Origin of the sequence: Pectobacterium sp. HCp5_1 (genome assembly GCF_032905925.1) — a bacterium.
Taxonomy (GTDB): domain Bacteria; phylum Pseudomonadota; class Gammaproteobacteria; order Enterobacterales; family Enterobacteriaceae; genus Pectobacterium; species Pectobacterium brasiliense_A.
Genome location: NZ_JAUMIO010000002.1, coordinates 1 through 22838, shown reverse-complemented (window position 1 = coordinate 22838; position 22838 = coordinate 1). Strand labels below are relative to the sequence as shown.

Here is a 22838-nt window from a genome sequence, read left to right as displayed (position 1 = left end):
TCATTTTTGTTATTTCGATTTAACTTTTCCCGTTGCTAATCTCTTTCCCTGCTAATAATTTTATAAAAATCGGGATAAAAATGATGAAGACTCGCTTTTCTCGTCTCGCTGCGTGCGTGCTGGCTACAGGGGTAATGACCTCGGTTCAGGCAGCGGATGAGACACTGTCATTGAAGGGAAAAACCATTGGCGTTGCCGTAGTGGGAACACAGCACTTTTGGGACCGTGAGGCCTACAAAGGGGCGACCGAAGAAATTGAGAAACTTGGTGGGCAGGTTGTGGGCGTGGATGGGGGGCGTGATAATCAGGTTCATGCCAATAATCACGATATCCTGCTGGCGCGCAAGGTTGATGCCGTGATCAGTATTCTCGGCGACAGCGCGGTAGAGCCGAAGTTTAAAGCGCTGCGTGAGGCAAAGATTCCGGTTTTTACCGTCGATCATGTCTCGTCTTACTCCATCAATAACACAACGTCAGATAACTACGCGATCGGTTCGACGATTGGGCGCTATACGGCGGATGCGCTGGGCGGAAAGGGGAACATCGCGGTTTTCAACGCCTTCTCCAACGCGCTGCGCATCTGCGGTATTCGCTATGACCTGTGGAAATACGTTTTGCAGGATTATCCGGGGATCAAAATCATTCAGCCTGAGCTGGCCGAACAATATTCCAACTCGCCGGAAGATGCGCGTAAGAAAACCCTTGAGCTGCTGAGCCAGTACCCGAAAGGCACGTTGGATGCAATCCACGTTGCCTGCTGGGATCAACCAGCCATCGGCGTGGTGCAGGCATTGGAGGAAACGGGGCGTGACAAGGACGTGAAGGTCACGGCGATTGATGCCGGGCCAGAAACGCTGGAAATTATGGCGGAAAAAGGCAGTCCGTTTGTTGCCAACGTTGCGCAGCAGCCGCGTCTGATTGGCACCACGTCGGCGAAAAACGTCGCACGCTATTTTGCGGGTGCCACGCTGCTGCCGCAGACGTTTGTACCCGTCTTGCCTGTCAAAGGGGAGGCGGAAGCCAAGGCGGTCTATAAACAGCTTGGCTATGGCGAACTGAAATAGCCTATGGTGGGATATCACTCAGCCCCGTCGCCGTCCGGCGGCGGTCTGGCAATGACGCACATCAGCAAGCAGTTTGCAGGGATTCCCGCACTGGACAATGTTTCGTTAATGGTTCGGCCGGGAGAAATTCTCGGCCTGATCGGGGAAAACGGCGCGGGGAAATCGACCTTAATCAAGGTGCTGGCTGGCGTTTATGCCGCAGATGGCGGCGAGATCGCTGTCGATGGGCAGCGGTTGAGCGCTGTGACGCCCGCGGTGATCCACGCGCACGGCATTCGTTTTATCCATCAGGAACTGCATCTGATTCCCCATTTTACCGTGGCGGAGTCGGTGTTTCTCGGTCAGGAACGAGTGAACCGCTGGCGAGGCGTCGATCGTCGGGCGATGCTGCGTGAAACGGAACAGTTTTTTCAGCACACATTCAATTTATCGATAGACGCCAATCGGCTCATCCGGGAGTTAAGTCTGGCGGAACGCAAACTGGTGCAGGTCGCACGAGCGCTGATCGACGGCAAGGCGCGGCTGGTGGTGTTTGATGAACCGACGGCACCGCTGGAAGCACGAGAAGCCACGCAGCTACTGCATACGCTCCAGACGCTGAAACAGCGCGGTATTGCGATTATCTATGTCTCTCACTATCTCAATGAAATTGCGGATATTTGCGATCGCGTTACCGTGTTACGCAATGGTAAGGGCGTGACGACGCTGGACGATCCTGCGACGAAGGATATCGACGGAATGATTCGTCTGATGGTGGGGCGAGAGATTGCCAGCCTGTTTGACGGGAAGCGCAAGACAGAGAAAAGCGGTACGCCGTTGCTACAGGTTGAACAGCTCACGGATCGGCAGCATTTTCAGCCAATCCGTTTTCAGGTGGCGGCGGGAGAAATTGTTGGCATTGCGGGGTTGTTAGGATCGGGACGTGAGGCGCTGATTGATGCGCTCTATGGCATTACGCCCGCCCGTGAAGGACATATTACGATCGAGGGTCAGACGCTGCGCCCGCGTTCTCCAGTACAGGCCATCGCGCAGCGGATGGCGCTGGTGCCGCGCGATCGTCGTCACGATGGGCTGATTTTACCGCTATCCGTGGCGGACAATATCAATCTGGCTTCCTTGCCCGCTGTCGCCTGGCGCGGTTGGCTGCGGCGTAAGCAAGCTGTAGCGCAGGCGAACCATCTGGCGCAGACGCTGGATATCCGGCCGCGCGATGTCAGCGTGCCCGTGCGCAATTTAAGCGGCGGTAACCAGCAGAAGGTGATACTGGCGCGCTGGCTAAAGACCGATACCCGGCTGCTTATTCTTGATGAACCGACGCTGGGGGTTGATATTGGCGCGAAAGCAGAAATCTATCAGCTTACCCGGCAGCTCGCGGCAGAAGGGCGGGCCGTTATCGTTTCTTCCAGCGATGACGGTGAACTTCTGGGGCTGTGCGATCGCATTCTGGTGATGTGGCGCGGTGAACTCATCGCTGATGTGCCGACGGAACACCTCTCGCTGGATAGCCTGCTGACGTTGACCAGCAGCGGTCGCATGCAGGAGGCGGTATGACTCGTGTCTTACAATCCCTCCGAGTGACGCCGCGTTTAGCCGGGTTTTTTAATCATATACCCTTAGTGCTGTTTGCGGCACTGCTGCTGTTCCTCTGCCTGAGCGCACCTTATTTTCTCAGCTGGCAAAATATCACCATTATTTTACGCCAAAGTGCGCCGCTAGCGATCTTGTGCTTCGGGCTGGTCTGCGTCATTACGGGCGGCGGTGACGATGTTGTCTCCGGCGGTATCGATCTCTCGCTGCCTGCGATTGCGGTACTTGCCGTGGCGATAATCAGCGACGGTTTGACGAACGCAGGGTTCAGCTACCCGTGGTTGATTGCGCTGGTGGCAGGAGCTGCGCTACTGGCAGGGGCGGTGAATGCCGCGCTGGTGGTGGCGATTCGGCTACCGCCGCTATTGGCGACATTAGCCTGCTCCGTGGCGGTTATCGGGCTCACCAATTTACTGACTCAGCAGCGGCGCATCAGCGTGAGCGATCCGGTGATTGTGGCGTTTCGCGATAGCAGCCTGCTAGGGTTGCCGCTGGCGGTCTGGTTCATGCTGCTGGTCTTCCTCTTGTTTCAATTTCTCGTTCACCATAGCCGCTGGGGCCAGCATTTGCAGGCCGCGGGCGGAAACCGCGAAGCGGCGCAACTGTCAGGCATTTCCCATACGCCGCTGGTTATCGGTTCGTATTTGCTAGGGGCGCTGGCGGCGGCGCTGGCCTCGCTGACGCTGGTGGCGCAAGGATCGGGCAGTTCTCCCGGCACGGCAGAACCACTGTTGCTGGAGATGGTATTGGCGACGTTTCTTGGTGCGGCGTTTTCACGCCGTCGGGTGGTCACCATCTGGGGGGCATTGCTGGGTACGCTGCTGGTGAACGCCCTGTCGAACGGTCTGGCGCTGCTGCGAGTTGATATCTTCTGGGTCGGCGCGATTAAGGGCGTACTGATTCTGGTGGTGCTCGCCGCCGCCTCGCTACGCAGGCAAAGGAGTCACGCGTGAAACCTTCTTCTTTGGCGGTGCAGCCTACGCTGCCGGGCGGCAGACTGGGGCTGTCGTTCTTTATTCGTTATGGTTTTCTGGTCATTCTGCTGGCTTTTCTGGTGTTTTTCTCGCTGCAAAACCCGATATTTTTGACGTTAGGTAACTGGGGAAATCTGCTGCAGGGCAGTGCGGTGCTGCTGATTGTGGCTCTGGCTATGACGCTAGTGGTGACCGCAGGTGGGATCGATCTGTCCGTGGGCGTTGCGCTGGATTTTGGTGCCGCCTTCGCGCTGGTGGCACTCAAAGTCTATGGCTTGCCGTGGCAGGCAGCGGTGTTGGCAGCATTAGCGGGAGGCGCACTGATTGGTTTGCTTAACGCGGTGCTGATTATTCACTGCCGCATTAAGCCGTTTTTGGCAACGCTCGGGACGTGGTTTATCGGTAGTAGCATCGAACGCATTTACACCGAGGGCGGCGGGCCGATCGCTTACCGTCGGATGGCACCGCAGTACCATGATTTGGCCGTTAGCGATCTGTGGGGCGTTCCGGTGCCGATCGTGATTGTGGCGGTGCTGTGGCTTGCCTATTACCTGTTTTTTGAACGGACGATTGCCGGTAAACGTATTCATGCGATGGGCTTGAATGCGCCAGCGGCGCTGATTGCCGGCGTTAACGTGCGGCGCACGATGTTCTGGCTGCTGATTGTCACGTCGGTGACGTGCGCTATCGGTGGCGTGGTGTTATCCGCCAATCTGCGTCAGTTTACGCCGCTGGCCGGACAGGCTTACCTGATGGACGCGATTGCCGCGGTGTTCATCGGCACCGCGTTCCACGCGCAGGGGCGACCCAACGTGGCGGGGACGCTAATTGGCGTGCTGTTTCTCGGTATGATCGCCAACGGTTTGAACCTGATGGGGCTGAATTTTATCGTCAAAGATGCGCTGAGCGGCGTGATTTTAGTGCTGGCGCTGGCGCTCTCTTTCCTGCAAGGGCGACTGCGTCAGCGGCAATAATGAATCGACCACGAATAAAAAAACAGAATGTGAAGAAGGAGCGAGCGTGAGCCAATTTGATGCGGTTTTTGTTGGATTAACCATTCTGGATGTTGCCGGTCGGCCGGTGACCGGTTTACCCGAAGGCGGCGGTGTACACTTTATCGATGAAATTCGCCTTAATCCCGCCGGTACAGCCAGCGGTGCGGCGATGAATGCCGCCATCGGTATCCGCACCGCGACGGCAGCTTGCCTCGGTGAAGATGAGAAAGCCGATTTTATTCTGGCAACCTATCGCAAGTTGGGCATCGACTGTTCGCTGGTACAGCGAACGACGGCGGCATCGACCTCCGCGACCATTCTGACCATTCGGCCGGACGGTGAACGTCCTGCGCTGCACTATCGCGGGGCGTCAGATCACCTGTTCATCGACGAGCAGGACTTTGACGCCGTGTGCAATGCACGTTTCTTACACCACGGCGGTACGGGTCTGCTGGCGAAAATGGATCAGGGACAGAGCGCGCGTCTGCTTCGACACGCTAAAGCTAAAGGGCTGACGACCAGTTTCGATCTGATTGCGCCAAATGCGGAGACGCTGTCGCTGCTGACGCCACTGCTGCCAGATGTCGACTACTTTATGCCGTCGCTGGACGAGGCCGCGTTTATCTCCGGCCTGACTACACCAGCGGAGATTGCAGCTTTCTTTCTCGATCGCGGCGTCGGCACCTGTATTTTCAAAGCGGGTGCCGCCGGATCTTACGTGTTCGGTCAGGATGTCACGCTGCACATTCCCGCCTATCGCGTGGCGGTATCGGACACGACCGGGTGCGGCGATAGCTACTGCGGTGGCTTTATTGCCGGCCTGGCAAAAGGCTGGGATCTGGAGCAGGCCTGCCAGCTCGGTTCGGCTGTTTCAGGGCTGGTTGCCACCGGATTGGGTTCTGATGCGGGCGTGATTGACTGGGAGCATACGCTGAAGTTTATGGCAGAAGCGCCTACCTATTAAGAGACGTTGATCTACCAGATTAGTGCCGCGTCTATTTCCATTCGTAAAGCAGCGGTTCGCCGCGAATAAACCGCTGCAGGTCGGCGGCGATCATCGCGGTGTGTTTCACCAGCGTCTCCCGCGTCGCGCCGGCAATGTGCGGCGTGAGTACCACGTTATCAAATTCGGTAATGAACGGGTGATGACGCCAGAGCGGCTCGCTGTCGTAAACATCAAGTGCGGCACCCGCCAGCCACTTTTCGCGTAGCGCCGCGATCAGATCGGCTTCGACAATAACGGCAGCACGCGAGGTGTTGATCAGATAGGCCGAGGGGCGCATGGTTCTGAGTCTGTCGAGGTTGACCAGCCCTTTGGTCTGCGGCGTGCTGTTCAGATGCAGGCTGACGAAATCGGACTGCGAAAACAGCGCGTCCAGCGTAGTCTTGCGAATGCCCGGCTCGTCGATCTCTTCGGCGGCGACATACGGATCCGCTATCAGCAATTGCATACCGAAGGCACGCGCCAGCTTCCCGACCCGATGACCAATACTGCCATAGCCGATGATGCCGAGCGTCTTATTACGCAGTTCACCGCCTTTGAAAACCTCATACGGGCTGTGTTTGTCTACGTCCCACACCACATCCTGCCGTAGCCCGTCCTGCGTTTGTAGCGCGGTGTCGGTTTCACGCGTGAATTCGCCGCGCTTCAGGGCGCTATGGGCCTGAGGGATGTGGCGGGTGGCATTCAGCATCAGCGCCAGCGTTAATTCTGCTGCGGCATCGGCATTGCGTCCGGGTGTGTAAAGCACCGGAATACCCCGGCGGCGTGCGGCCTCGATATCGATGTTGACCGGATTGGCGCGTGTACAGGCGATAAGCCGCAGGTGGGGGCACGCCTCAATGACGCGGGCGGTAATATCGTCATAGCTGGTGACGATGACGTCGGCGTTCTCCGCCAGTCGAATCAGCGCCGCTTCGCTCAGTTTGGGCTGACCGATGGCCCAGCCGTCTACCACCAATTCCCCCAGTGCCTGAAAGGCATCAAGGCTGCCGCCATATTCGGCGGTAAATACGATCTTCATGAGGCAAGACTTTCCTGTGAGGTAGGAGGCGTGTGCGAACGCGCCGCGTTGTGATTGTCGAGTGCATTAAGTGCCAGAGCCCGAGCCTGCCAGAGCGGCTGTAGCTGGTCGCGTAGTTGGCGAAAAACCGGAAACAGTGTTTGATACTGCCGATGGGCGTCGGCATCAGGGAGAAACGTTGACGCCTGTGCGTTGACGGCAGGAACCATGTTGGCACTTTCTCCGATGGACAGAGCGGCAAGGCGTGCAGCACCGCATGCGCTCATTTCCTTAACCGAACTGGCGATCACCCGCCGCCCGGTGCAGTCCGCGATGATTTGCAGCCAAATCGCTGAGGCGGCTCCGCCACCGGCGATGTAGAGATCGCCGTGGGCAGGGTAGCCGCTAAGCGAATCGGTAATCGCGTAGGCGAGCCCCTCAAAGATCGCGCGCAGCAAATGCGCGTTAGTGGTGGACTGCTCGATACCAAAAAATCCCGCTCGGGCCGAGGTGCTGTAAAACGGTGCGCGCTCGCCATTAAGGTAAGGCTGATAGAAAACGCCGCCGCTGCCAGGCGGTACGCGGGCAATGCGTGCGTTGATGGTCTGAAAATCGGCATCGTCAGCCAGCGTGCTCAGCGCCCAGTCAATATTCGGTGTGCCGGACTGCATCGCGAACAGGTTGAGATAGTGGCCCGGCCAGGCGTGCGCGACAAACCGGGTTTGCAGGCTTACCTGCGTTAAACCACGGCACACAATGCCGGTGCAGCAGGTGGTGCCGAGAATGGTGAAAATGTCGCCGTCGTGAATAGCGCCGATACCCAGCGCGGCGGCAGACACATCCAGTGCGCCTGCACAGACAGGGATGCCTGCTGACAGACCTGTTTGTGCGGCGACGGTATCACTGAGCGTGCCGGCGATGTCATCGGGATAAAGCAGCGGCGGAAAAAGCGGCCTAATCGCCTGTAAGTCCAACTTATCCAGCACGGTTTTTGACAGCGTCTCGCTATGCAGATCCAGCAGTGACGTACCGGCATCCGTCAGTTCCAGATTAGCCTGTCCCGTCAGTCGAAAGCGAACCCAGTCTTTGGCAAAAAAGAAGTAATCGGCATCGCTCAGCGCATCTGGCTGATGTTGTGTCAGCCAGCGTAACTGCTGTGCGCTGTTACAAGGGAGCAGGGGAGAACCGGTTTCGGGAAAGAGCGTCGCTTCCAGATTCGGGCGCTGTTTAAGCTGATGAACCTGTTCCGCTGTTCGGGTATCACTCCAGAGAATGGCCTGTCGTACCGGTTGCCCGTGGCGATCGCTCAGCCAGACGCCTTCACCTTGTCCGGCCAGCCCGATGGCGCGTACGCGACCCTGCTGTAGCGGTGGCGAGGTAGCCAGCGTTTTCAGGGTAGACAGCACGGCGTCCCACACCTGAGACATCTCTTGCTCGGCGTAGCCGGGCTGCGGCGAGTAGGTCACGGTGTTGGCTGACGCAATCAGCAGTTCATTGAAATCGGCATCGAATAGCACCGATTTGACCTTTGAGGTCCCGATATCTATGCCAATGTAGTAATCCATGCGGTTCTGACCCTGCCTCGTAAAACCCGTATCAGCATCAGAGTAATGGAAAAATGGTGGCCGCTATATTCATAGAAATGCAAAGCAAAGCAGCAATGTTGGAATAGCGGGAAAGGGGGAATGAACGGGCGTGTGTAATGGCGGAACGACCGCCATTAATGCTAAAAATTTACTCGGCGGATTGGGCCAGAATAGCGTCGAGCAGGCCGGGGAAACGCTGTTGCATATCACTGCGGCGCAGTCGGTTGATGTGCGTAGTGCCGATGTTGGTAGTATGCAGCAGGCCCGAGTCGCGCAACACGCGAAAATGGTGGGATACGCTGGATTTTGGCCGACCGCCGTCAAGTTCGCTACACGTTGCTTCTTCTTGTACGGATAAACAACGCACAATGGATAAGCGTACCGGATCGCTCAAGGCATACAGGACGCGCTCAAGAGTAAATTCTTCGGGGGTAGGGTGTTTAAAAGGTCTCATGAGAGAATTATAGCGTCAGGGTTGTCTAAAATCTATTATTCGAATAATATCGAAATATCGAAATATCGAAATATCGAAATATCGAAATATCGAAATATCGAAATATCGAAATATCGAAATATCGAAGTAACCAGACAAGGCAGAAAATATTATGTCCGCACTGTTTCAACCCTTCAAACTGAAAGATATTACTTTACGCAACCGCATTGCCGTTCCACCGATGTGTACCTATTCCGCGAATGATGGGCTGATCAATGACTGGCATCAGGTGCATTACGCTTCTCTGGCGCGCGGTGGTGCCGGGTTGGTTATCGTAGAAGCAACAGCGGTTTCCCCCGAGGGCCGCATTTCTCCGCACTGTACCGGAATCTGGAATGATGAGCAGGCGCAGGCGTTTGCCAAGGTTGCTAAATCTATTAAAGATGCAGGCTCCGTACCGGGTATTCAGATTGCGCACGCCGGACGCAAAGCCAGCGCCAACATTCCCTGGGAAGGCGACGACCATATTCCTGAAGGGGATGCACGCGGCTGGCAGACTATTGCCCCTTCCGCAGAAGCTTTCGGTGCGAATTTGCCCAAGCAGCCGCAGGAAATGACGCTGGAAGATATCGCCCGCGTGCGTGATGATTTTGTTGCTGCCGCTCGCCGCGCGTTGGACGCTGGGTTTGAATGGCTGGAGCTGCACTTTGCTCACGGCTATCTGGCACAGAGTTTCTTCTCCGTGCACTCCAATAAGCGCAACGATCAGTACGGTGGTAGCTTCGACAACCGTAGCCGTTTTCTGCTCGAAACGCTGGCTGCCGTTCGCGATGTGTGGCCACAGCATCTGCCGCTGACCGCCCGTTTCGGCGTGATTGAATTTGATGGTCGCGATGAGGAAACTTTGCAGGAATCGATTGAGCTGACACGCCGCTTCAAAGCCGCAGGGCTGGATATGCTGAGCGTTAGCATTGGTTTCTCTACGCCGACGGCGAACATTCCGTGGGCACCTGCCTTTATGGGACCGATTGCGCAGCAGGTACGCGAACAGGCCGATCTTCCTGTCTCTTCTGCCTGGGGCTTCGGCACGCCGGAGCTAGCCGAGCAGGCTGTGGCATCGGGTCAGTTGGATCTGGTGATGGTAGGAAAAGCGCATTTGGCGAACCCGCACTGGAGCTATCAGGCTGCACGCGAACTGGGCATCGATCGCGCCTCGTGGACGCTGCCAACGCCTTACGCCCACTGGCTGGAACGTTATTAATTACGACTCACGATTGCAGGCGGCGTTTGCCGCCTGTCATTGCTGGTCAATTTCTCTGTGGCATACGATACGCCCCTCACTAAAAATTAAGCCTTACGGGTAAATTTCTCGACCACTTTCATGACTGCGAAGTAGAAGACAGGGACGAAGAATATTGCCAGTATCGTTCCGCTGACCATACCGCCAAATACGCCCGTACCGATGGCATGTTGGGTTTCTGCGCTGGCTCCGCTGGCAATCATCAGGGGGACTACGCCCAGGGTAAATGCCAGAGAAGTCATCAGGATAGGTCGCAGGCGCATCCGCGCGGCTTCAATCGTTGACTCGAGTAAACCTTTGCCGCCCTCATGCATCTGTTTGGCGAACTCCACGATGAGGATCGCGTTCTTTGCCGACAGGCCAATGATGGTAATCATCCCGACCTTAAAGAAGACATCGTTCGACATATCTCTCATCATGACAGCCAGCACGGCGCCTAACAGGCCCAACGGCACAACCATCAGGACGGACAGTGGAACGGCCCAGCTTTCATAAAGCGCCGCCAGTACCAGGAACACGACCAGCATTGACAGAACCATCAGCATCGGCGCTTCTGAGGCAGACTGCTGCTCCTGCAATGACAGACCTGTCCACTCAACAGCGAACCCTTCTGGCAGCTGTTCTGCCAGTCGCTCCATCTCTTTTATGGCATCTCCGCTTGAATAGCCTGCCGCCGCACTGCCGGTAATCTTAATGGCCTGATAGCCTTTATAACGCACCAGCTGCAGCGGCGAATTCTCCCATTTAGCCTGAACAAACTCGGAAAGCGGAACCATCCCGCCACTGCCATTACGTACGTACAGTTTGAGAATGTCCTCTGGTTGCATACGGTACGGAGCATCTGCCTGAATGATGACTTGCTGCATACGGTCAGCGTTAGGGAAATCATTGACATACAAAGAACCCACGGCACCGGATAACGTTTGGCTGATTTCATCAAATGCCACACCTAATGCGAAGGCTTTCTGGCGGTCGATTTGCAGGTTAATCACTTGCCCGTCGGGCAAGCCGTCAACGTAGACGCCCTGAACAACCTTGCTGCCCGCTGCCAGCTCCAGAAGTTTATTTTGTGCTTCTTTGAGGGCGGCATACCCTTTACCCGCTCGGTCTTCAAGACGCATGGCAAAGCCGGAAGAGTTTCCAAGCTCATCAATCGCCGGAGGCATCAGACTGTAGATTTCAGCCTCAGGGTGGCCATATAGCACCTCCAGCACGTGACCGGACTCGGACGCTGCGGTCGCACCATGACGCTCACCCCAGTCTTTTAGCGTGGTAAATGCCATCGCCGAGTTAGGCCCTGAACCGGAGAAACTGAATCCCATGATGGACAGGTTGGTTTCGATGCCTTCTCTGCCCAGCACAGTATCTTCAAACGTTTTCACCACGCCTAAGGTTCGCTCCTCCGTGGCATCCGAAGGCAGCTGAATTGAGGTCAGGAAATATCCCTGATCTTCTTCTGGCAGGAAGGAGGAGGGAACGCTCCTCATCGATAAGAACAGGACAACGCACAGCGCCGCATAGACGGCCAGCGACCGTCCAACTCGCTTCAGCATTCGGGTAACGCCGCTTTCGTAGCGGTCGGTCATCGCCGAAAACTTGCGATTAAACCAGCCGAAAAACCCGCGCTTCTCATGGGCATTTTTATCAATTGGTTTCAGAAGCGTGGCGCACAGCGCGGGCGTCAGGCTAAGCGCAAGGAAAGCAGAAATCAGTATCGAAACGGCCATCGACAGCGTGAACTGCCGGTATATGGTTCCGACCGACCCCGTAGCCATCGCCATGGGAATAAACACGGCACTGAGCACCAGCGTAATGCCGACAACCGCCCCAGTTATCTCTTTCATCGCTTTCTGCGTCGCTTCTTTCGGGCCCAATCCTTCTTCGGCCATGATGCGCTCGACGTTTTCCACGACCACGATGGCATCATCCACGATGATCCCTATCGCCAGAACCATGCCGAACATGGTCAACACGTTAATGGAAAAGCCGGACATCAGCATGACCGTGAACGTACCCAGCAACGCGATAGGGGCAACAATGGCGGGGATAAAGGTATACCTGACATTCTGCAAGAACAGATACATCACCAGGAACACCAATACCATTGCCTCAATGAACGTGTGCACCACTTTCTCAATCGAAATTTTTACGAACGGAGTGGTATCAAACGGAATGGTGTATTGCATGCCTGACGGCATCGCTTTACTCAGGTCATCAAGGCGCAACTTAATTTGGTCTGCTGTTCTGACCGCATTTGCGCCCGGAGCAAGCTGAATTGCCGCGCCGGTGGAAATCTGCCCATTTTCCCGGGTTGAAAAGGTATAACTTTGTGGCCCAAGTTCCAGACGGGCAACATCAGAAAGTACCACACGCGAGCCGTCCCGGTTCGATCTCAGTGTGATATTGCCAAACTCTTCAGGCGAACTGAGCTGGCCTTTAACCAGTAAAGGGTAAGTGACTTGTTGGCCCGGCACCGCGGGGGAATCGCCGGTTCGTCCAGGGGATATCTGGGCATTCTCTGCGGTGATCGCCTGACTAATATCGTTCACCGTCAGGCGATATTGATTGAGTTTGACCGGATCGATCCACACGCGCATGGCTTTTTCCGCCCCAAACAGCTGGACTCGCCCCACACCTTCAACCCGACGTAATTCTTCAAGCATATTACGGGAGAAATAATCGCTTAAATCGCTGTCCGACATCTTCCCCTGCTTCGAGGAAAGCCCAATAATCATCAGAAAGCCTGAGGATGACGCTTCAACATTGAGGCCATTCTGTCGTACCACCTGGGGCAATCTTGGCTCGACGATTTTAATACGGTTTTGCACGTCAACCTGAGCCAGCTCGGGGTCGGTACCGGGCTTAAAGGTGACGGTAATGGTTGCCTGTCCGCTGGTGTCACTGGACGATTCAAAATAGAGCAGGTTTTTAACCGAAGACAGCTCACGCTCGATTAAAGACACGACGTTGTTGTTCATCATCTCAGGCGTAGAGCCCGGATAAGTGGCGTAGATATTGACACTGGGTGGGGCCACGGAGGGATAACGGGCAACAGGCAGTTTGGGGATGGCGATCATCCCGAACAGCACAATAAACACGGCAATAACCCAGGCAAAGACAGGGCGATTAATAAAAAACTGCGGCATAGAAAATCCTGAATAATAGTGAGGGTGGGGTTACGGGTGTGTACCTTGTGCCAGTTGCAGAGACATTCCGTCCTGTAATCTACCCATCCCCTTGATAACTAATTGGTCGCCAGCCTTAAGGCCGTTTGTGATTGAGAACTTAGCGCCAACGGCTTCTCCCAGCTCAACCTCGACAGATTTCGCCTTACCTTCATCATTGAGCCAGACATGCGTTTTAGTGCCTTCACGTACCACGGCTTCACGCGGAACCATCAGGCCTTCTTTGTCCAACAGGTGTGAGACTTTTGCCTGAACATACATGCCTGGCAAAAGGGTTCTGTCCGGATTATCAACCAGAAGACGCATCACCACGTCCCCCGTACCCGCATCAACGCTGACGCCGGTAAACAGGATTTGTGCTTTGTTGCTATAGGGCGTTCCATCAGCGGAGACAATGGCGGCGGACGCCGCATTCTCACCGCTGACTCCTGCGGCGGCGCGCAGCGCGTTCATTTGCGCGGCAGGCTGTCGAACATCAACATACACTTTGTCGATCTGCTGGACCGTTGCGAGAGCCTGACTGTCACTGGCGCTGACCAGCGCGCCCTCAGTAATAAAGTTTTGATCAACCCGCCCACCGATGGGGGATTTCACCGTTGAATAGGAGAGATCCAGTTGTTTGCGTTCGAGAATGGCACGCGCCTCCGAGATAGCCGCTTTTGCCTGCTCAGCAGTGGAAAGCGCTTCTTCGTAATCCTGGTCGCTGACTGCACCTGAATGCTTTATTTTCGCAAGGCGGCTGGCTTTAGCTTGCAACTGTCTGTAACTGGCCTGCGCTTTTTGCAACGCGGCGGCCGCACTGTTTACGTCAGCTTTAAACGGTGCGGGATCGATTTGGAATAATGCCTGCCCCGGCGTTAATTCACTTCCCTGGCTAAACTGCATTTCAGTGACGATACCGCTCACCTGAGGTCGAATTTGTGCGATACGAAAAGCAGCCACTCGTCCCGGAAAAGTTTGTTCATGGGACACCGGTTCTGCGGTGAGTGTCTCCACGTTCACGATGGCCGGCATCTCTTCGGTTTGTGTGGCGGTTTCGGAACCTGAATCACAGGCTGATAAAAGCCAGAAGAGGGATAACACACTTATTTTCGTCGTTCTGTTAAGCATCATTCTCGTCATTTCCTGATATTTAAAATAGATATAAAATGCTAGAATGATTATATAATTCATATGTTTACATTAAGTGTAGGTTGTATGGAGATGGTGTGGAGAGCGATAAAGATGAGCGGATATCTGGAGCAAAAATGAAAAACATCAAAATCCTGTTGGCAGAAGATGAAAACGAAATTGCAGAAATTCTAACCGCTTATCTGGTGAAAGAAGGTTTTACTGTGGTGAGAGCGAAAGATGGCCTTGAAGCGATTTCACTTTTTTTTGCCGAATCTCCCTCGTTTGTGATCCTGGATATTCGAATGCCGCATGTGGATGGCTGGCAGGTCCTGAGTGAAATCAGGCGGGATAATGATGTGCCGATCATGATGCTAACCGCGCTGGATGCGGATATCGATAAGATTCAGGCTTTGCGGACAGGGGCTGATGATTACATCGTTAAACCCTTCAACCCTGCCGAGGTAATCGCAAGGATTCACGTCATTTTAAGACGCATGTCTTTTCACCGCACCGATAAAAACTCGCTCTCGTTCAGCACGCGTCATATCGATCTGAACGTCAACCATCACACGGTCGTGATTAAAAATACCCATACCGATATTGGCAGCCAGCTCACGTCGACAGAGTTCAAAATTCTGCTCCACCTTATTCGCTATCCAAAAAGGGTATTTTCACGTCAGGAGATCCTGGAGTATTGCCTGCCGGAGGGCGAAGCCAGTGAGCGAACGGTGGACAGCCATATCAGCAAGTTGAGGAAGAAAATTGAACAGGCGGGGTTATCCTCTGTACCTGAGAGCATTCGTGGCTTTGGCTATCGGCTTGGAGACTAAGAGGGTGAAAACCGGTATTCGTTATCAGCTCTTCATCCTGACGTCTAAAGTGGCGCTCAGTACGCTCATCCTCCTGTCCTTGGTTTACAGCATCTATATCATCACTTTTGCTGATGTGCAGGATGAATATAGCTGGATACCCACTACCCATGACTGGGTTCTGACGTTGATTTCTGGTTTGTTATCTTCCGTGGTCGCGTTGGGTTTTGCCTGGTCCTTTGCGCGAAAAATCATTATTCCATTGAATGCCGTGGCCGAAAGCGCCCGCAAGATTGCGGAAGGCCGGCTTAGCGCAAGAGCAACACATAGCGCTCGGGAAATCCGGGAGGCGGCATTATTGGTCGATGATTTCAATGCGATGGCCAGTAAACTGGAAGTGATGTCCAGTGAAATGAAGAAATGGAATGCCGCTATCGCTCACGAATTGAGGACACCCGTTACCATTTTACAAGGCAGGATTCAGGGCATTCTGGATGGCGTATTTGAGAAAGACGACCGGCAATTTTTGCTGTTGCTCAACCAGACTGAAGGTTTATCGAGACTTATCGATGATTTAAGGGTGTTAAGCCTTTCCGATAGCGGCCAGCTCTACCTGTATCGTGAAACCGTACAGATGGATCAGTTGATCGTAACCAGCGTCGAACTCTTTCGTGATGAACTTGAGAAGAAAGGCCTGACACCCGCTATCGAGGCGGATCAACTCACTGGTTTTGTGGACAAAATCCGTATCAGTCAGGTTTTATCAGCGCTGCTGAGTAATGCCATTAAATATTCTGTTGCCGGTAAAATTCTCATTACCTGTCATTGGGTAAATAGCGACATCCGTATTACGGTAGAAGATGAAGGGCCGGGCATTCTGCCACAGGATATGACGGCGATATTCGACGCGTTTTATCGCGCTGATACTGTGTGCTCGGCGAAAACAGATGGCTCAGGGCTTGGGCTGGCCGTAGTGAATGCTATCGCAAGGGCGCATGGCGGTCAGGTAAGTTGCAGAGACAGTGCCTTGGGGGGAAGTTGTATTGAGATCGTGCTTCCCGCTGAAATTAACTGAACTGAATTCTCTTCGGCATGGCTGTTGCGGCTGCAACGTCATGCCTCCTTTCGCTTAACCGACTTCACCTTCCTTTATTTGTCCAACCAGAAGGGGAAAACCCATGAGGCAGGGCAGTCGAGGCCACTTGATCAACTTGCGGTAGCGTAGCTGGTCTGACACGATGCGTAAGTCATCATTGGGGCACCACTGGATATTGAACAGCTTGTCATGACGTGATAGGTCGACTAATCAGTTCCCATTAGATGGAATGCGTAATTCCAGTTTTAGGCTTTCAGGCCGCGGCTTATTTCGTTTATAAGACCAATGTTCGGGAGGTTCGTTAGACAGGTCTATGGAACACACACTGTACGACACCTCGGCGACATCTAAGCTGGTAAACCATAGGGCGACTTCAGGGTGTGTGGAATGAACGAACATATTTAGGATGCCCTATAGAAAGCGCCAGATAGTGCAGTACCATGTCCCCTAAGGCAGCCTAAATAAATCCTTTTTGGCAGGTTCGTGCCAGGAGCGGACGTTGATAACATAGGAATGTACTAATCTGCGGGGGCTGGTCAGCGCAATATGGCAACATACGGTGCTGTCGTGACATAAGCTTGTAAAGTAGTATGAGTTCTTCTCCTGTCACACTTTGGATGCTCAATGACATTACAAGCGACCTATCTTGAACAGCCTACGCTTGGTGATGAAACTGAAGGTGTTTCGATCATCGACGTCAATCCTTTTGGCCCTAATGGAGAAATGGATCGGCGACTGCTAATCAGTAAGGACGCTGAGCCCATTCTGATTTTACAGTTGTATGTACGTGTAGATGAGGATGGCTGTCTTATTTCCAGCGCCTTTTCTGATTTTCTCCTGAATGAATCCCACGTGGCAATCATTTGTGGCGATCATTTTCATGTTTTTGACATGACCACACACTCGTTCAGAAGCCATCCACTAGGTGATTACGTTGCCCATATTTATTCAGTTCCTGACATCCATTCTGACAGGCTACATGATCGGGTTATGGTCGCTACTTACTGTCACGTTTTTCTGATTGATATTCCAGCAGGAATTCTCTGGAAATCCAGTCAGTGCGCCATTGATGGCGTGATCATTACATCAATAGAGAATGATACGGTGCTTGGCCTTGGAGAGTGGGATCCGCCAGGAGGCTGGGAATCTTTTAAGCTCGATCTCAAAACGGGTATCCCGATTTGAAGAAGGGATTACCCTCATAGTAATTGCTAGAAGCTGACGTTGCTAACAACAGTCTGAGTTGATCAACGGGGAGCAGGTCAGCAGCCCTGTGCCAGAAGGAGACGTTGCTAAGTCCGCTCTGTATTAATTATTGGGAAGCAGGCTACATAGAATAGTTGGCATGCTTTTTTATACCCTTCTAATTTATGTGCATAAGGATTAGAAAAGTTAACTGTATTTTTAGATGGAGTTTGATATACAGTTTTATCTGTATGTGACTGTGGTTAAAAGTTGATTGAGAGGTGCATCATAATGGCCATTTTGAGCGAGATTAGCGATTTTTTAAATAGTATTCCTGAATGGTTATCATCCTTTATAACCGCTTTAATTGGAGCGGTCATTGGGGGATGGTTTACTCTTAGAGGCGTTGACCGCGAGGCTAAAATTAATAGGGCAGAGGCTGAAAAGGAGTCTCTTGAGTTGCAGTTGTCTGTATTAAAAGGAATTAAGGGGGAGGTGTTTACTTTAATCCGTCTATATAATAAAAGAATGCAAGATCATATTGATGGTATCGAACCGGGGAAGATTCTACCTATTAACTTTCCCGTTGGGGATGATAACTTTATATTCTATGAACAAAATGCAAAATTTATTGCAAAACTGAATGATGCAGCAAGAGATTCAATAATTAATATCTATACATATGCTCATTCACTAATACAGTCATTTAAAGGAAACAACCAACTTGTTGTTGAGTACGAAAAAATACTTTTTGACATGGCTGATAATAATAAAAATAAAGATATGTATGAAAGATTGTATGCTGCAAAAATCGAGGTAATGGTGGATTACGCGCAAGGGATAAAAATTATTGATGCAGAGCTTAGGGATGCTATCAGTGAAGGATTTAATACTATTGATCAAGAAATAGCGGCAATACAAGTGAAATTAACAAATTTAGAACCATAAGATTTACTTCCGCACCTCGCTCACAGCGGCCTGTCACTCGATTCATAACGCCTTCAAATAATTCGTCACGGGCCACGGTCTTTCATACTGGCCGTCCACCTCAGATCCGAAGCGAGATACCATACCGACAGATTGCTCAGCGCTTATGATAGATCTACTAAGCAAATTTTGACGACGAAGTTCAAAAATTCCGCTCCGGCCAACTGTTGCCGACCATATTGTCGCTCACAGGTGGCACGCGCCAATTTCTTAGCGCTTCAGCTGTCCGCCGGATGCAATACCGATTTAGGGCGTTAACGTATCAGGTTCAACGAACAGATTACGGCTTTACCCCTTATCACGGGACTGAAGCCATTCCTCATGGATCTTCTGTACTCTGGACCACAATGTTTTGAGTGATTCACCGGGAACATTGTCAAAAGTCAGGCCAAACTCTTCCCTCAGCACGTCCAGCCATTCGGGTAGAGACGCGGAAGTATGAGTGGTCACGATGTTGCCGTCAGTTTTGGTAAGAACACAACCCCGCATTATCGTTTTACCGTTAGGCTGTCGAAGTTGCGCAGTGACAACTTTGGCATAACCAGACTCTGGCGAAAACACATTAAAGTGATGGCGGTCTGATAAGTTCCCCATATCAGTAGGCTCATCAGCCATACTTACACCTGCAATCCAGCAAGATGGATCGGCAGTGAGATGCCAGTCACCCACACCATCCTCGCCAACGGCCTCCATTCCAAACTTCATTAATCCCTGGTGGACGGTTGCATTTATAAGAGGCATTTGTTCATGCAGCGCGTCGCCGAGGCCGATATCAACCCACCATCGGCCATTAGGATTGCTTTCACACTGCATCCCCTCAGCGATAATGGCGACATGATTTTCCAGTTTAATCCGTTCAGGGCCTTCAACCCCATGGACATTTGCAGGGTTGAGACTCACACGATAACCAAGCTGGGTGAGTAATGTGTATAAGCCGCCATTCAACTGAAAACAGTAACCGCCTCGCCGCGTGGTCGCTGCTCTTCTGAAACTTTCAAGTGGATCAATCCCCCATCCCTCTTTGAGGTGGATCCAGAAGGTTTCGTAGGGTATCCGTTCAACATGAGCTCGATGAATTGAGGTCAGTGCCTGCAGGGACGGTGTCTCAGCATCAAGGCCAAGGCGATTCAGATAAGCTGCTACTAATTGATTCATTCTAGATAAATTTCCTGTTCAGACCAAAAGTGCTTGCGAGTCAGCTGGTTCGGATAAACCGTCAGTTCCAGGGGAAGCTGCGCCAGCGCCTGCCATGCTTGCAGGATTTATTGTGCAAAGCCTTCCGGACTTGTACTTGGGCGAGATGTTGTGACTCTTCATTCAATTTCGCGTCACTATCAACGGGTATAAAAATCACAGCTTAAACCTTTTCACATTTGGTAATTAATTTGAAAGGATCCTGCGTGGGTTTTCAAAAGGACATTAACGCCATAAATAATTACAAATTATTGTTTTTATTGTTATTTAATAACAGAAAATCCGTTATTTACTGAAAGTGGCTATATTCTAACTTCCTGTTATGGCTTGGTGTAGGGCCTAAAATGGGAATAGTGTTTTCATATTTGAGAGGGAAGGGCCTCTCTCACACGGACTGCACTCTTCATTTTTTGAAAATGTTTTCAGGCTAACGCTTGACTAGGTAGAACGATCATTCTACCATTTGTTCATGAACAAAAAACTAAACGACACCCGAGAAAAAATCCTGGCGACCGCCGAGCAACTTATCTATCAGAACGGCATTCATGCCACCGGCATGGACCTTCTGGTCAAGACCTCTGGCGTAGCAAGGAAAAGCATTTATCGCTATTTCGCGACCAAGGATGACGTGGCGGCTGCCGCGTTGAATGCACGTGATGAACGCTGGATGCACTGGTTCAGAACGGAATGTGATAAAGGCGACCCCCCTCAGGAGCGCATCCTGAATATGTTCACTGTACTCAAAGGCTGGTTTGAGTCAGAGGGCTTTCGTGGTTGTGCCTTTATTAACACGGCTGGAGAAGTCGGAGACCCTTCCGATCCCGTTCGCCAGATCGCAAAGCTGCATAAACAAAAATTGCTGGATTACACGCTGGAACTCACCGGGCAATTAAACATCGAGCAACCGTCAGCCCTGGCCAGACAGCTGCTGATTCTGATGGAGGGCGCTATCACCATGTCACACGTGATGGGCGATTACAGCGCCGCCGATAGCGCAAGAGAAGTGGCGCAACTGTTGTTGAAACAGGCCTCTCACTGAGGCCTGAGTTTCAAAAAATCCCGTTCTATTGATATATCCAAATTTTGGAGGCTCTACCATGTCCGATAAACAGATTCGCCCGCCACTTCCTCCTTTCACTCGCGAAACGGCGATTGAGAAGGTGCGGCTCGCTGAAGATGGCTGGAACAGCCGGGATGCCGAAAAGGTATCGCTGGCTTACACGCTGGACACCAAATGGCGTAATCGCGCCGAGTTTGCAACCAATCGTGAAGAAGCCAAAGGTTTCCTCACGCGGAAGTGGAAAAAAGAACTTGAGTATCGTCTGATTAAAGAGTTGTGGGCGTTTACTGACAATCGCATCGCCGTGCGGTACGCCTATGAATGGCATGATGACTCGGGTAACTGGTTCCGCTCTTATGGCAACGAAAACTGGGAATTTGAAGCAGATGGCCTGATGCACCGCCGCTTCGCCTGTATAAACGACATGCCTATTAAAGAGAGTGAACGCAAGTTCCACTGGCCACTGGGTCGTCGTCCGGATGATCATCCCGGTCTGTCGGAGCTGGGCCTATAACGTTCTACATTTTCTTCCGCTAAGCCCCCGATGACTGTCTCAGCCGGGGGCTTTTTCTCAACCTAAAAATGACGGCATCTATTTATCGCGCTACTGGTGTTATTCGGATGAGATTATTTTCGCTACGCTTTTGACCGGCAATAATATGATTCCAGTTTGTCGAGGAACGTGAATAAAACCTTGTTCATTTCACTGTAGTCATGAGCCCGCAGTTCTTCTGGGGTGTTGATGAAACGATATTTTTCGGCCTGACTTAAATCCTTATCTGAGTGTGCAATTAATAATTCGACGATGTCTGGCGTGAGTTCCATGTGGCATTGAAACCCGTAAACCAATTTGGAATAAGCAATTATCTGGCGTGGGCATCCTTCGCTGTAGGCGATAATTTTAGCCTCAGGCGTCAGGCCAGGCATATCGTTATGCCAGTGACCTACGTTGAGCTGACTTCCGAAGTGAGAGAACATCTCGCTCTGGGTGCCAGTATCCGTCAGAAAAATGGGGAACACGCCTATCTCTTTTTCCGGGCTGTGAGCAAACGGAGCCCCCAGCGCTTCGCCAATCAGTTGAGAGCCCAGACAGACACCAATGATGGCTTTACCGAAACTCACTGCAGAAGCAATCAGCGCTTGCTCAGCTTTTGAATCGAAATGGGCGCATTGATCTACGGTGAAGGCAGGATCCTGTGGACCGCCCATCACGATCAACAAATCGATGTCCCGAGCATCTTGCGGCAGTTTCTCGCCCGCATAAACACGGGAAAACGTTATTTCATGACCACGACTCATGGCCCAGGTTTCATAAGCGCCGGGCGCTTCGAAACTTTCATGCACAATAAAATGTACTCGCATTGGCGTATGCTCCTGTAATGCTTGTCACAACCTTAATTCAGTACGCGTTACCCTGCCAAAATGATCAGCCGGGCAGTGTTAGCTGAACCATGGTAAACAAAGGGGATCAATCTGAGATGTCAGTTTGCATAGATAAAGCGCCAAGACACGATGAGGCGACGGGGTGGTCAGGGACTGCCATATCTTATCAGCGTGGAGAGGTCGATCCCCCGCATTACCATCTTGAAGGGCAACTCTTGTTTGCCACTAAAGGGGTTATGCTTGTTGAAACGGCAGACAGGCGATGGGTTATCCCTCCTCAGCGTGCGCTGTGGATCCCACCGTTGATGACTCACTCTTACAGCATTCTGTCCCATACAGAATTACGTGCTATCTATGTCAGTCGAAGCCTTATTGCGGAGTGCACAAATTTTACGAAGAACAGTCAGGTTCATGTCATTAACGCGACAGTGCTGTTGAAGGCGTTAATCGCGGGTCTGTTTACTGATGAATACCACGGTGCGGCTAAGCGAAAAATGGCGCTTTTACTACTGGAAATTCTTAGTGAAGCACCGTCCGTGACTGCGGAGCTCCCTATGCCGCATGATGAACGTTTATTTCGTGCCGCAAGAGAGCTGATGCTCAGCCATCGCTGGGAGGCGACCTTAATGGACATGGCTGATATTGCGAATATGTCGGAACGTACTTTCTCCCGCCGTTTTTTACATGACACAGGTTTCAGCTTCAGAATGTGGAAACAGAGAGCCAGAATATATGCATCATTAGACCTTCTATCTAATGGTTGACCTGCCCCCAGGATTAGATACAACGCTCACTTAGTAATGTCGGATCCTTCACTATCAGAATTACCCTTTCTCCAGGCCGCCGCAAATTCAGACGGCGCCTGATAATTCAGCGCGGAGTGC

The 22838-nt window shown here is 52.3% G+C and carries 19 protein-coding genes and 1 pseudogene; 13 read left to right on the top strand and 7 right to left on the bottom strand.

Annotation, left to right across the window (positions count from 1 at the left end):
- Positions 1-83: 83 nt before the first annotated feature.
- From Q3A88_RS01645 to Q3A88_RS01625, 5 genes are read left to right on the top strand one after another with little or no spacing between them, the layout of a single operon-like run.
- Positions 84-1064 (top strand): sugar ABC transporter substrate-binding protein, encoded by a 981-nt coding sequence (locus Q3A88_RS01645; protein WP_043901888.1) that lies wholly within the window; start codon positions 84-86, stop codon positions 1062-1064.
- Between the two features lie 3 nt (positions 1065-1067).
- Complete coding sequence (locus tag Q3A88_RS01640) at positions 1068-2615, top strand: sugar ABC transporter ATP-binding protein (protein ID WP_317177288.1); 1548 nt, start codon at positions 1068-1070, stop codon at positions 2613-2615.
- Positions 2612-3604, top strand: coding sequence for an ABC transporter permease (locus Q3A88_RS01635; RefSeq protein ID WP_317177287.1), 993 nt, complete (start codon positions 2612-2614; stop codon positions 3602-3604). The genes Q3A88_RS01640 and Q3A88_RS01635 overlap by 4 nt, the downstream gene beginning before the upstream one ends.
- Positions 3601-4599 carry an ABC transporter permease gene (locus tag Q3A88_RS01630; RefSeq protein WP_180785472.1) on the top strand — a complete coding sequence of 333 codons (999 nt, stop codon included), beginning with the start codon at positions 3601-3603 and terminating at the stop codon, positions 4597-4599. Before Q3A88_RS01635 ends, Q3A88_RS01630 begins: the two co-directional genes overlap by 4 nt.
- A gap of 46 nt (positions 4600-4645) precedes the next feature.
- Positions 4646-5584, top strand: coding sequence for a sugar kinase (locus Q3A88_RS01625; protein ID WP_317177286.1), 939 nt, complete (start codon positions 4646-4648; stop codon positions 5582-5584).
- A gap of 31 nt (positions 5585-5615) precedes the next feature.
- Here the strand turns inward: Q3A88_RS01625 and Q3A88_RS01620 are convergent, their stop codons facing one another.
- The 3 genes from Q3A88_RS01620 to Q3A88_RS01610 all read right to left on the bottom strand — a co-directional run bounded on the left by Q3A88_RS01620 (position 5616) and on the right by Q3A88_RS01610 (position 8663).
- Positions 5616-6644 carry a 2-hydroxyacid dehydrogenase gene (locus Q3A88_RS01620; RefSeq protein WP_180785468.1) on the bottom strand — a complete coding sequence of 343 codons (1029 nt, stop codon included), beginning with the start codon at positions 6642-6644 and terminating at the stop codon, positions 5616-5618.
- Positions 6641-8188, bottom strand: coding sequence for an FGGY-family carbohydrate kinase (locus Q3A88_RS01615; protein ID WP_317177285.1), 1548 nt, complete (start codon positions 8186-8188; stop codon positions 6641-6643). Before Q3A88_RS01615 ends, Q3A88_RS01620 begins: the two co-directional genes overlap by 4 nt.
- A 169-nt stretch (positions 8189-8357) precedes the next feature.
- Positions 8358-8663, bottom strand: a complete 306-nt coding sequence (locus Q3A88_RS01610) for an ArsR/SmtB family transcription factor (RefSeq protein WP_010278714.1) — start codon at positions 8661-8663, stop codon at positions 8358-8360.
- 151 nt (positions 8664-8814) lie between these two features.
- Between Q3A88_RS01610 and Q3A88_RS01605 the strand changes: the two genes are divergently transcribed.
- The gene (locus tag Q3A88_RS01605) at positions 8815-9903 is read left to right on the top strand and encodes an NADH:flavin oxidoreductase/NADH oxidase (RefSeq protein WP_039464904.1); all 1089 of its coding nucleotides are present in this window, start codon (positions 8815-8817) and stop codon (positions 9901-9903) included.
- Between the two features lie 86 nt (positions 9904-9989).
- Here Q3A88_RS01605 and Q3A88_RS01600 read toward each other — a convergent pair whose 3' ends face one another.
- Positions 9990-13088 (bottom strand): efflux RND transporter permease subunit, encoded by a 3099-nt coding sequence (locus tag Q3A88_RS01600; protein WP_233989448.1) that lies wholly within the window; start codon positions 13086-13088, stop codon positions 9990-9992.
- A gap of 30 nt (positions 13089-13118) precedes the next feature.
- The gene (locus tag Q3A88_RS01595; protein WP_233989449.1) at positions 13119-14240 is read right to left on the bottom strand and encodes an efflux RND transporter periplasmic adaptor subunit; all 1122 of its coding nucleotides are present in this window, start codon (positions 14238-14240) and stop codon (positions 13119-13121) included.
- 134 nt (positions 14241-14374) lie between these two features.
- On the opposite strand from Q3A88_RS01595, the gene Q3A88_RS01590 reads away from it, so the two are divergent.
- The 4 genes from Q3A88_RS01590 to Q3A88_RS01575 all read left to right on the top strand — a co-directional run bounded on the left by Q3A88_RS01590 (position 14375) and on the right by Q3A88_RS01575 (position 18278).
- Positions 14375-15070, top strand: coding sequence for a response regulator (locus Q3A88_RS01590; protein WP_233989450.1), 696 nt, complete (start codon positions 14375-14377; stop codon positions 15068-15070).
- A 4-nt stretch (positions 15071-15074) separates the two neighbouring features.
- On the top strand, positions 15075-16124 hold the full coding sequence (locus Q3A88_RS01585) for an ATP-binding protein (RefSeq protein ID WP_317177284.1): 1050 nt from the start codon (positions 15075-15077) through the stop codon (positions 16122-16124).
- Positions 16125-16769: 645 nt separating this feature from the next.
- Entirely contained in the window at positions 16770-17330 is a 561-nt protein-coding gene (locus Q3A88_RS01580; protein ID WP_233989452.1) for a hypothetical protein, read from the top strand.
- A 291-nt stretch (positions 17331-17621) separates the two neighbouring features.
- Positions 17622-18278, top strand: coding sequence for a hypothetical protein (locus tag Q3A88_RS01575; RefSeq protein WP_233989454.1), 657 nt, complete (start codon positions 17622-17624; stop codon positions 18276-18278).
- A gap of 327 nt (positions 18279-18605) precedes the next feature.
- On the opposite strand, the gene Q3A88_RS01570 is transcribed toward Q3A88_RS01575, so the two are convergent.
- Entirely contained in the window at positions 18606-19472 is an 867-nt protein-coding gene (locus Q3A88_RS01570) for an arylamine N-acetyltransferase family protein (protein WP_317177283.1), read from the bottom strand.
- Between the two features lie 508 nt (positions 19473-19980).
- Between Q3A88_RS01570 and Q3A88_RS01565 the strand changes: the two genes are divergently transcribed.
- Positions 19981-20550, top strand: a complete 570-nt coding sequence (locus Q3A88_RS01565) for a TetR/AcrR family transcriptional regulator (RefSeq protein WP_317177376.1) — start codon at positions 19981-19983, stop codon at positions 20548-20550.
- Between the two features lie 58 nt (positions 20551-20608).
- Positions 20609-21085 (top strand): DUF1348 family protein, encoded by a 477-nt coding sequence (locus Q3A88_RS01560; protein ID WP_014915971.1) that lies wholly within the window; start codon positions 20609-20611, stop codon positions 21083-21085.
- 122 nt (positions 21086-21207) lie between these two features.
- On the opposite strand, the gene Q3A88_RS01555 is transcribed toward Q3A88_RS01560, so the two are convergent.
- Positions 21208-21933 (bottom strand): type 1 glutamine amidotransferase, encoded by a 726-nt coding sequence (locus Q3A88_RS01555; RefSeq protein WP_317177282.1) that lies wholly within the window; start codon positions 21931-21933, stop codon positions 21208-21210.
- Positions 21934-22049: 116 nt separating this feature from the next.
- Between Q3A88_RS01555 and Q3A88_RS01550 the strand changes: the two are divergent.
- Positions 22050-22715: pseudogene (locus tag Q3A88_RS01550) on the top strand (AraC family ligand binding domain-containing protein); the annotation flags it as partial.
- Positions 22716-22838: the final 123 nt, after the last annotated feature.

What these genes read in the sequence shown, in the direction of transcription:
- Q3A88_RS01610 (WP_010278714.1), bottom strand. Translation starts at nt 8,663, where the DNA reads ATGAGACCTTTTAAACACCCTACCCCCGAAGAATTTACTCTTGAGCGC.
- Q3A88_RS01635 (WP_317177287.1), top strand. Translation starts at nt 2,612, where the DNA reads ATGACTCGTGTCTTACAATCCCTCCGAGTGACGCCGCGTTTAGCCGGG.
- Q3A88_RS01645 (WP_043901888.1), top strand. Translation starts at nt 84, where the DNA reads ATGAAGACTCGCTTTTCTCGTCTCGCTGCGTGCGTGCTGGCTACAGGG.
- Q3A88_RS01600 (WP_233989448.1), bottom strand. Translation starts at nt 13,088, where the DNA reads ATGCCGCAGTTTTTTATTAATCGCCCTGTCTTTGCCTGGGTTATTGCC.
- Q3A88_RS01595 (WP_233989449.1), bottom strand. Translation starts at nt 14,240, where the DNA reads ATGATGCTTAACAGAACGACGAAAATAAGTGTGTTATCCCTCTTCTGG.
- Q3A88_RS01605 (WP_039464904.1), top strand. Translation starts at nt 8,815, where the DNA reads ATGTCCGCACTGTTTCAACCCTTCAAACTGAAAGATATTACTTTACGC.
- Q3A88_RS01620 (WP_180785468.1), bottom strand. Translation starts at nt 6,644, where the DNA reads ATGAAGATCGTATTTACCGCCGAATATGGCGGCAGCCTTGATGCCTTT.
- Q3A88_RS01560 (WP_014915971.1), top strand. Translation starts at nt 20,609, where the DNA reads ATGTCCGATAAACAGATTCGCCCGCCACTTCCTCCTTTCACTCGCGAA.
- Q3A88_RS01575 (WP_233989454.1), top strand. Translation starts at nt 17,622, where the DNA reads ATGGCCATTTTGAGCGAGATTAGCGATTTTTTAAATAGTATTCCTGAA.
- Q3A88_RS01565 (WP_317177376.1), top strand. Translation starts at nt 19,981, where the DNA reads ATGAACAAAAAACTAAACGACACCCGAGAAAAAATCCTGGCGACCGCC.
- Q3A88_RS01580 (WP_233989452.1), top strand. Translation starts at nt 16,770, where the DNA reads ATGACATTACAAGCGACCTATCTTGAACAGCCTACGCTTGGTGATGAA.
- Q3A88_RS01615 (WP_317177285.1), bottom strand. Translation starts at nt 8,188, where the DNA reads ATGGATTACTACATTGGCATAGATATCGGGACCTCAAAGGTCAAATCG.
- Q3A88_RS01570 (WP_317177283.1), bottom strand. Translation starts at nt 19,472, where the DNA reads ATGAATCAATTAGTAGCAGCTTATCTGAATCGCCTTGGCCTTGATGCT.
- Q3A88_RS01555 (WP_317177282.1), bottom strand. Translation starts at nt 21,933, where the DNA reads ATGCGAGTACATTTTATTGTGCATGAAAGTTTCGAAGCGCCCGGCGCT.
- Q3A88_RS01590 (WP_233989450.1), top strand. Translation starts at nt 14,375, where the DNA reads ATGAAAAACATCAAAATCCTGTTGGCAGAAGATGAAAACGAAATTGCA.
- Q3A88_RS01640 (WP_317177288.1), top strand. Translation starts at nt 1,068, where the DNA reads ATGGTGGGATATCACTCAGCCCCGTCGCCGTCCGGCGGCGGTCTGGCA.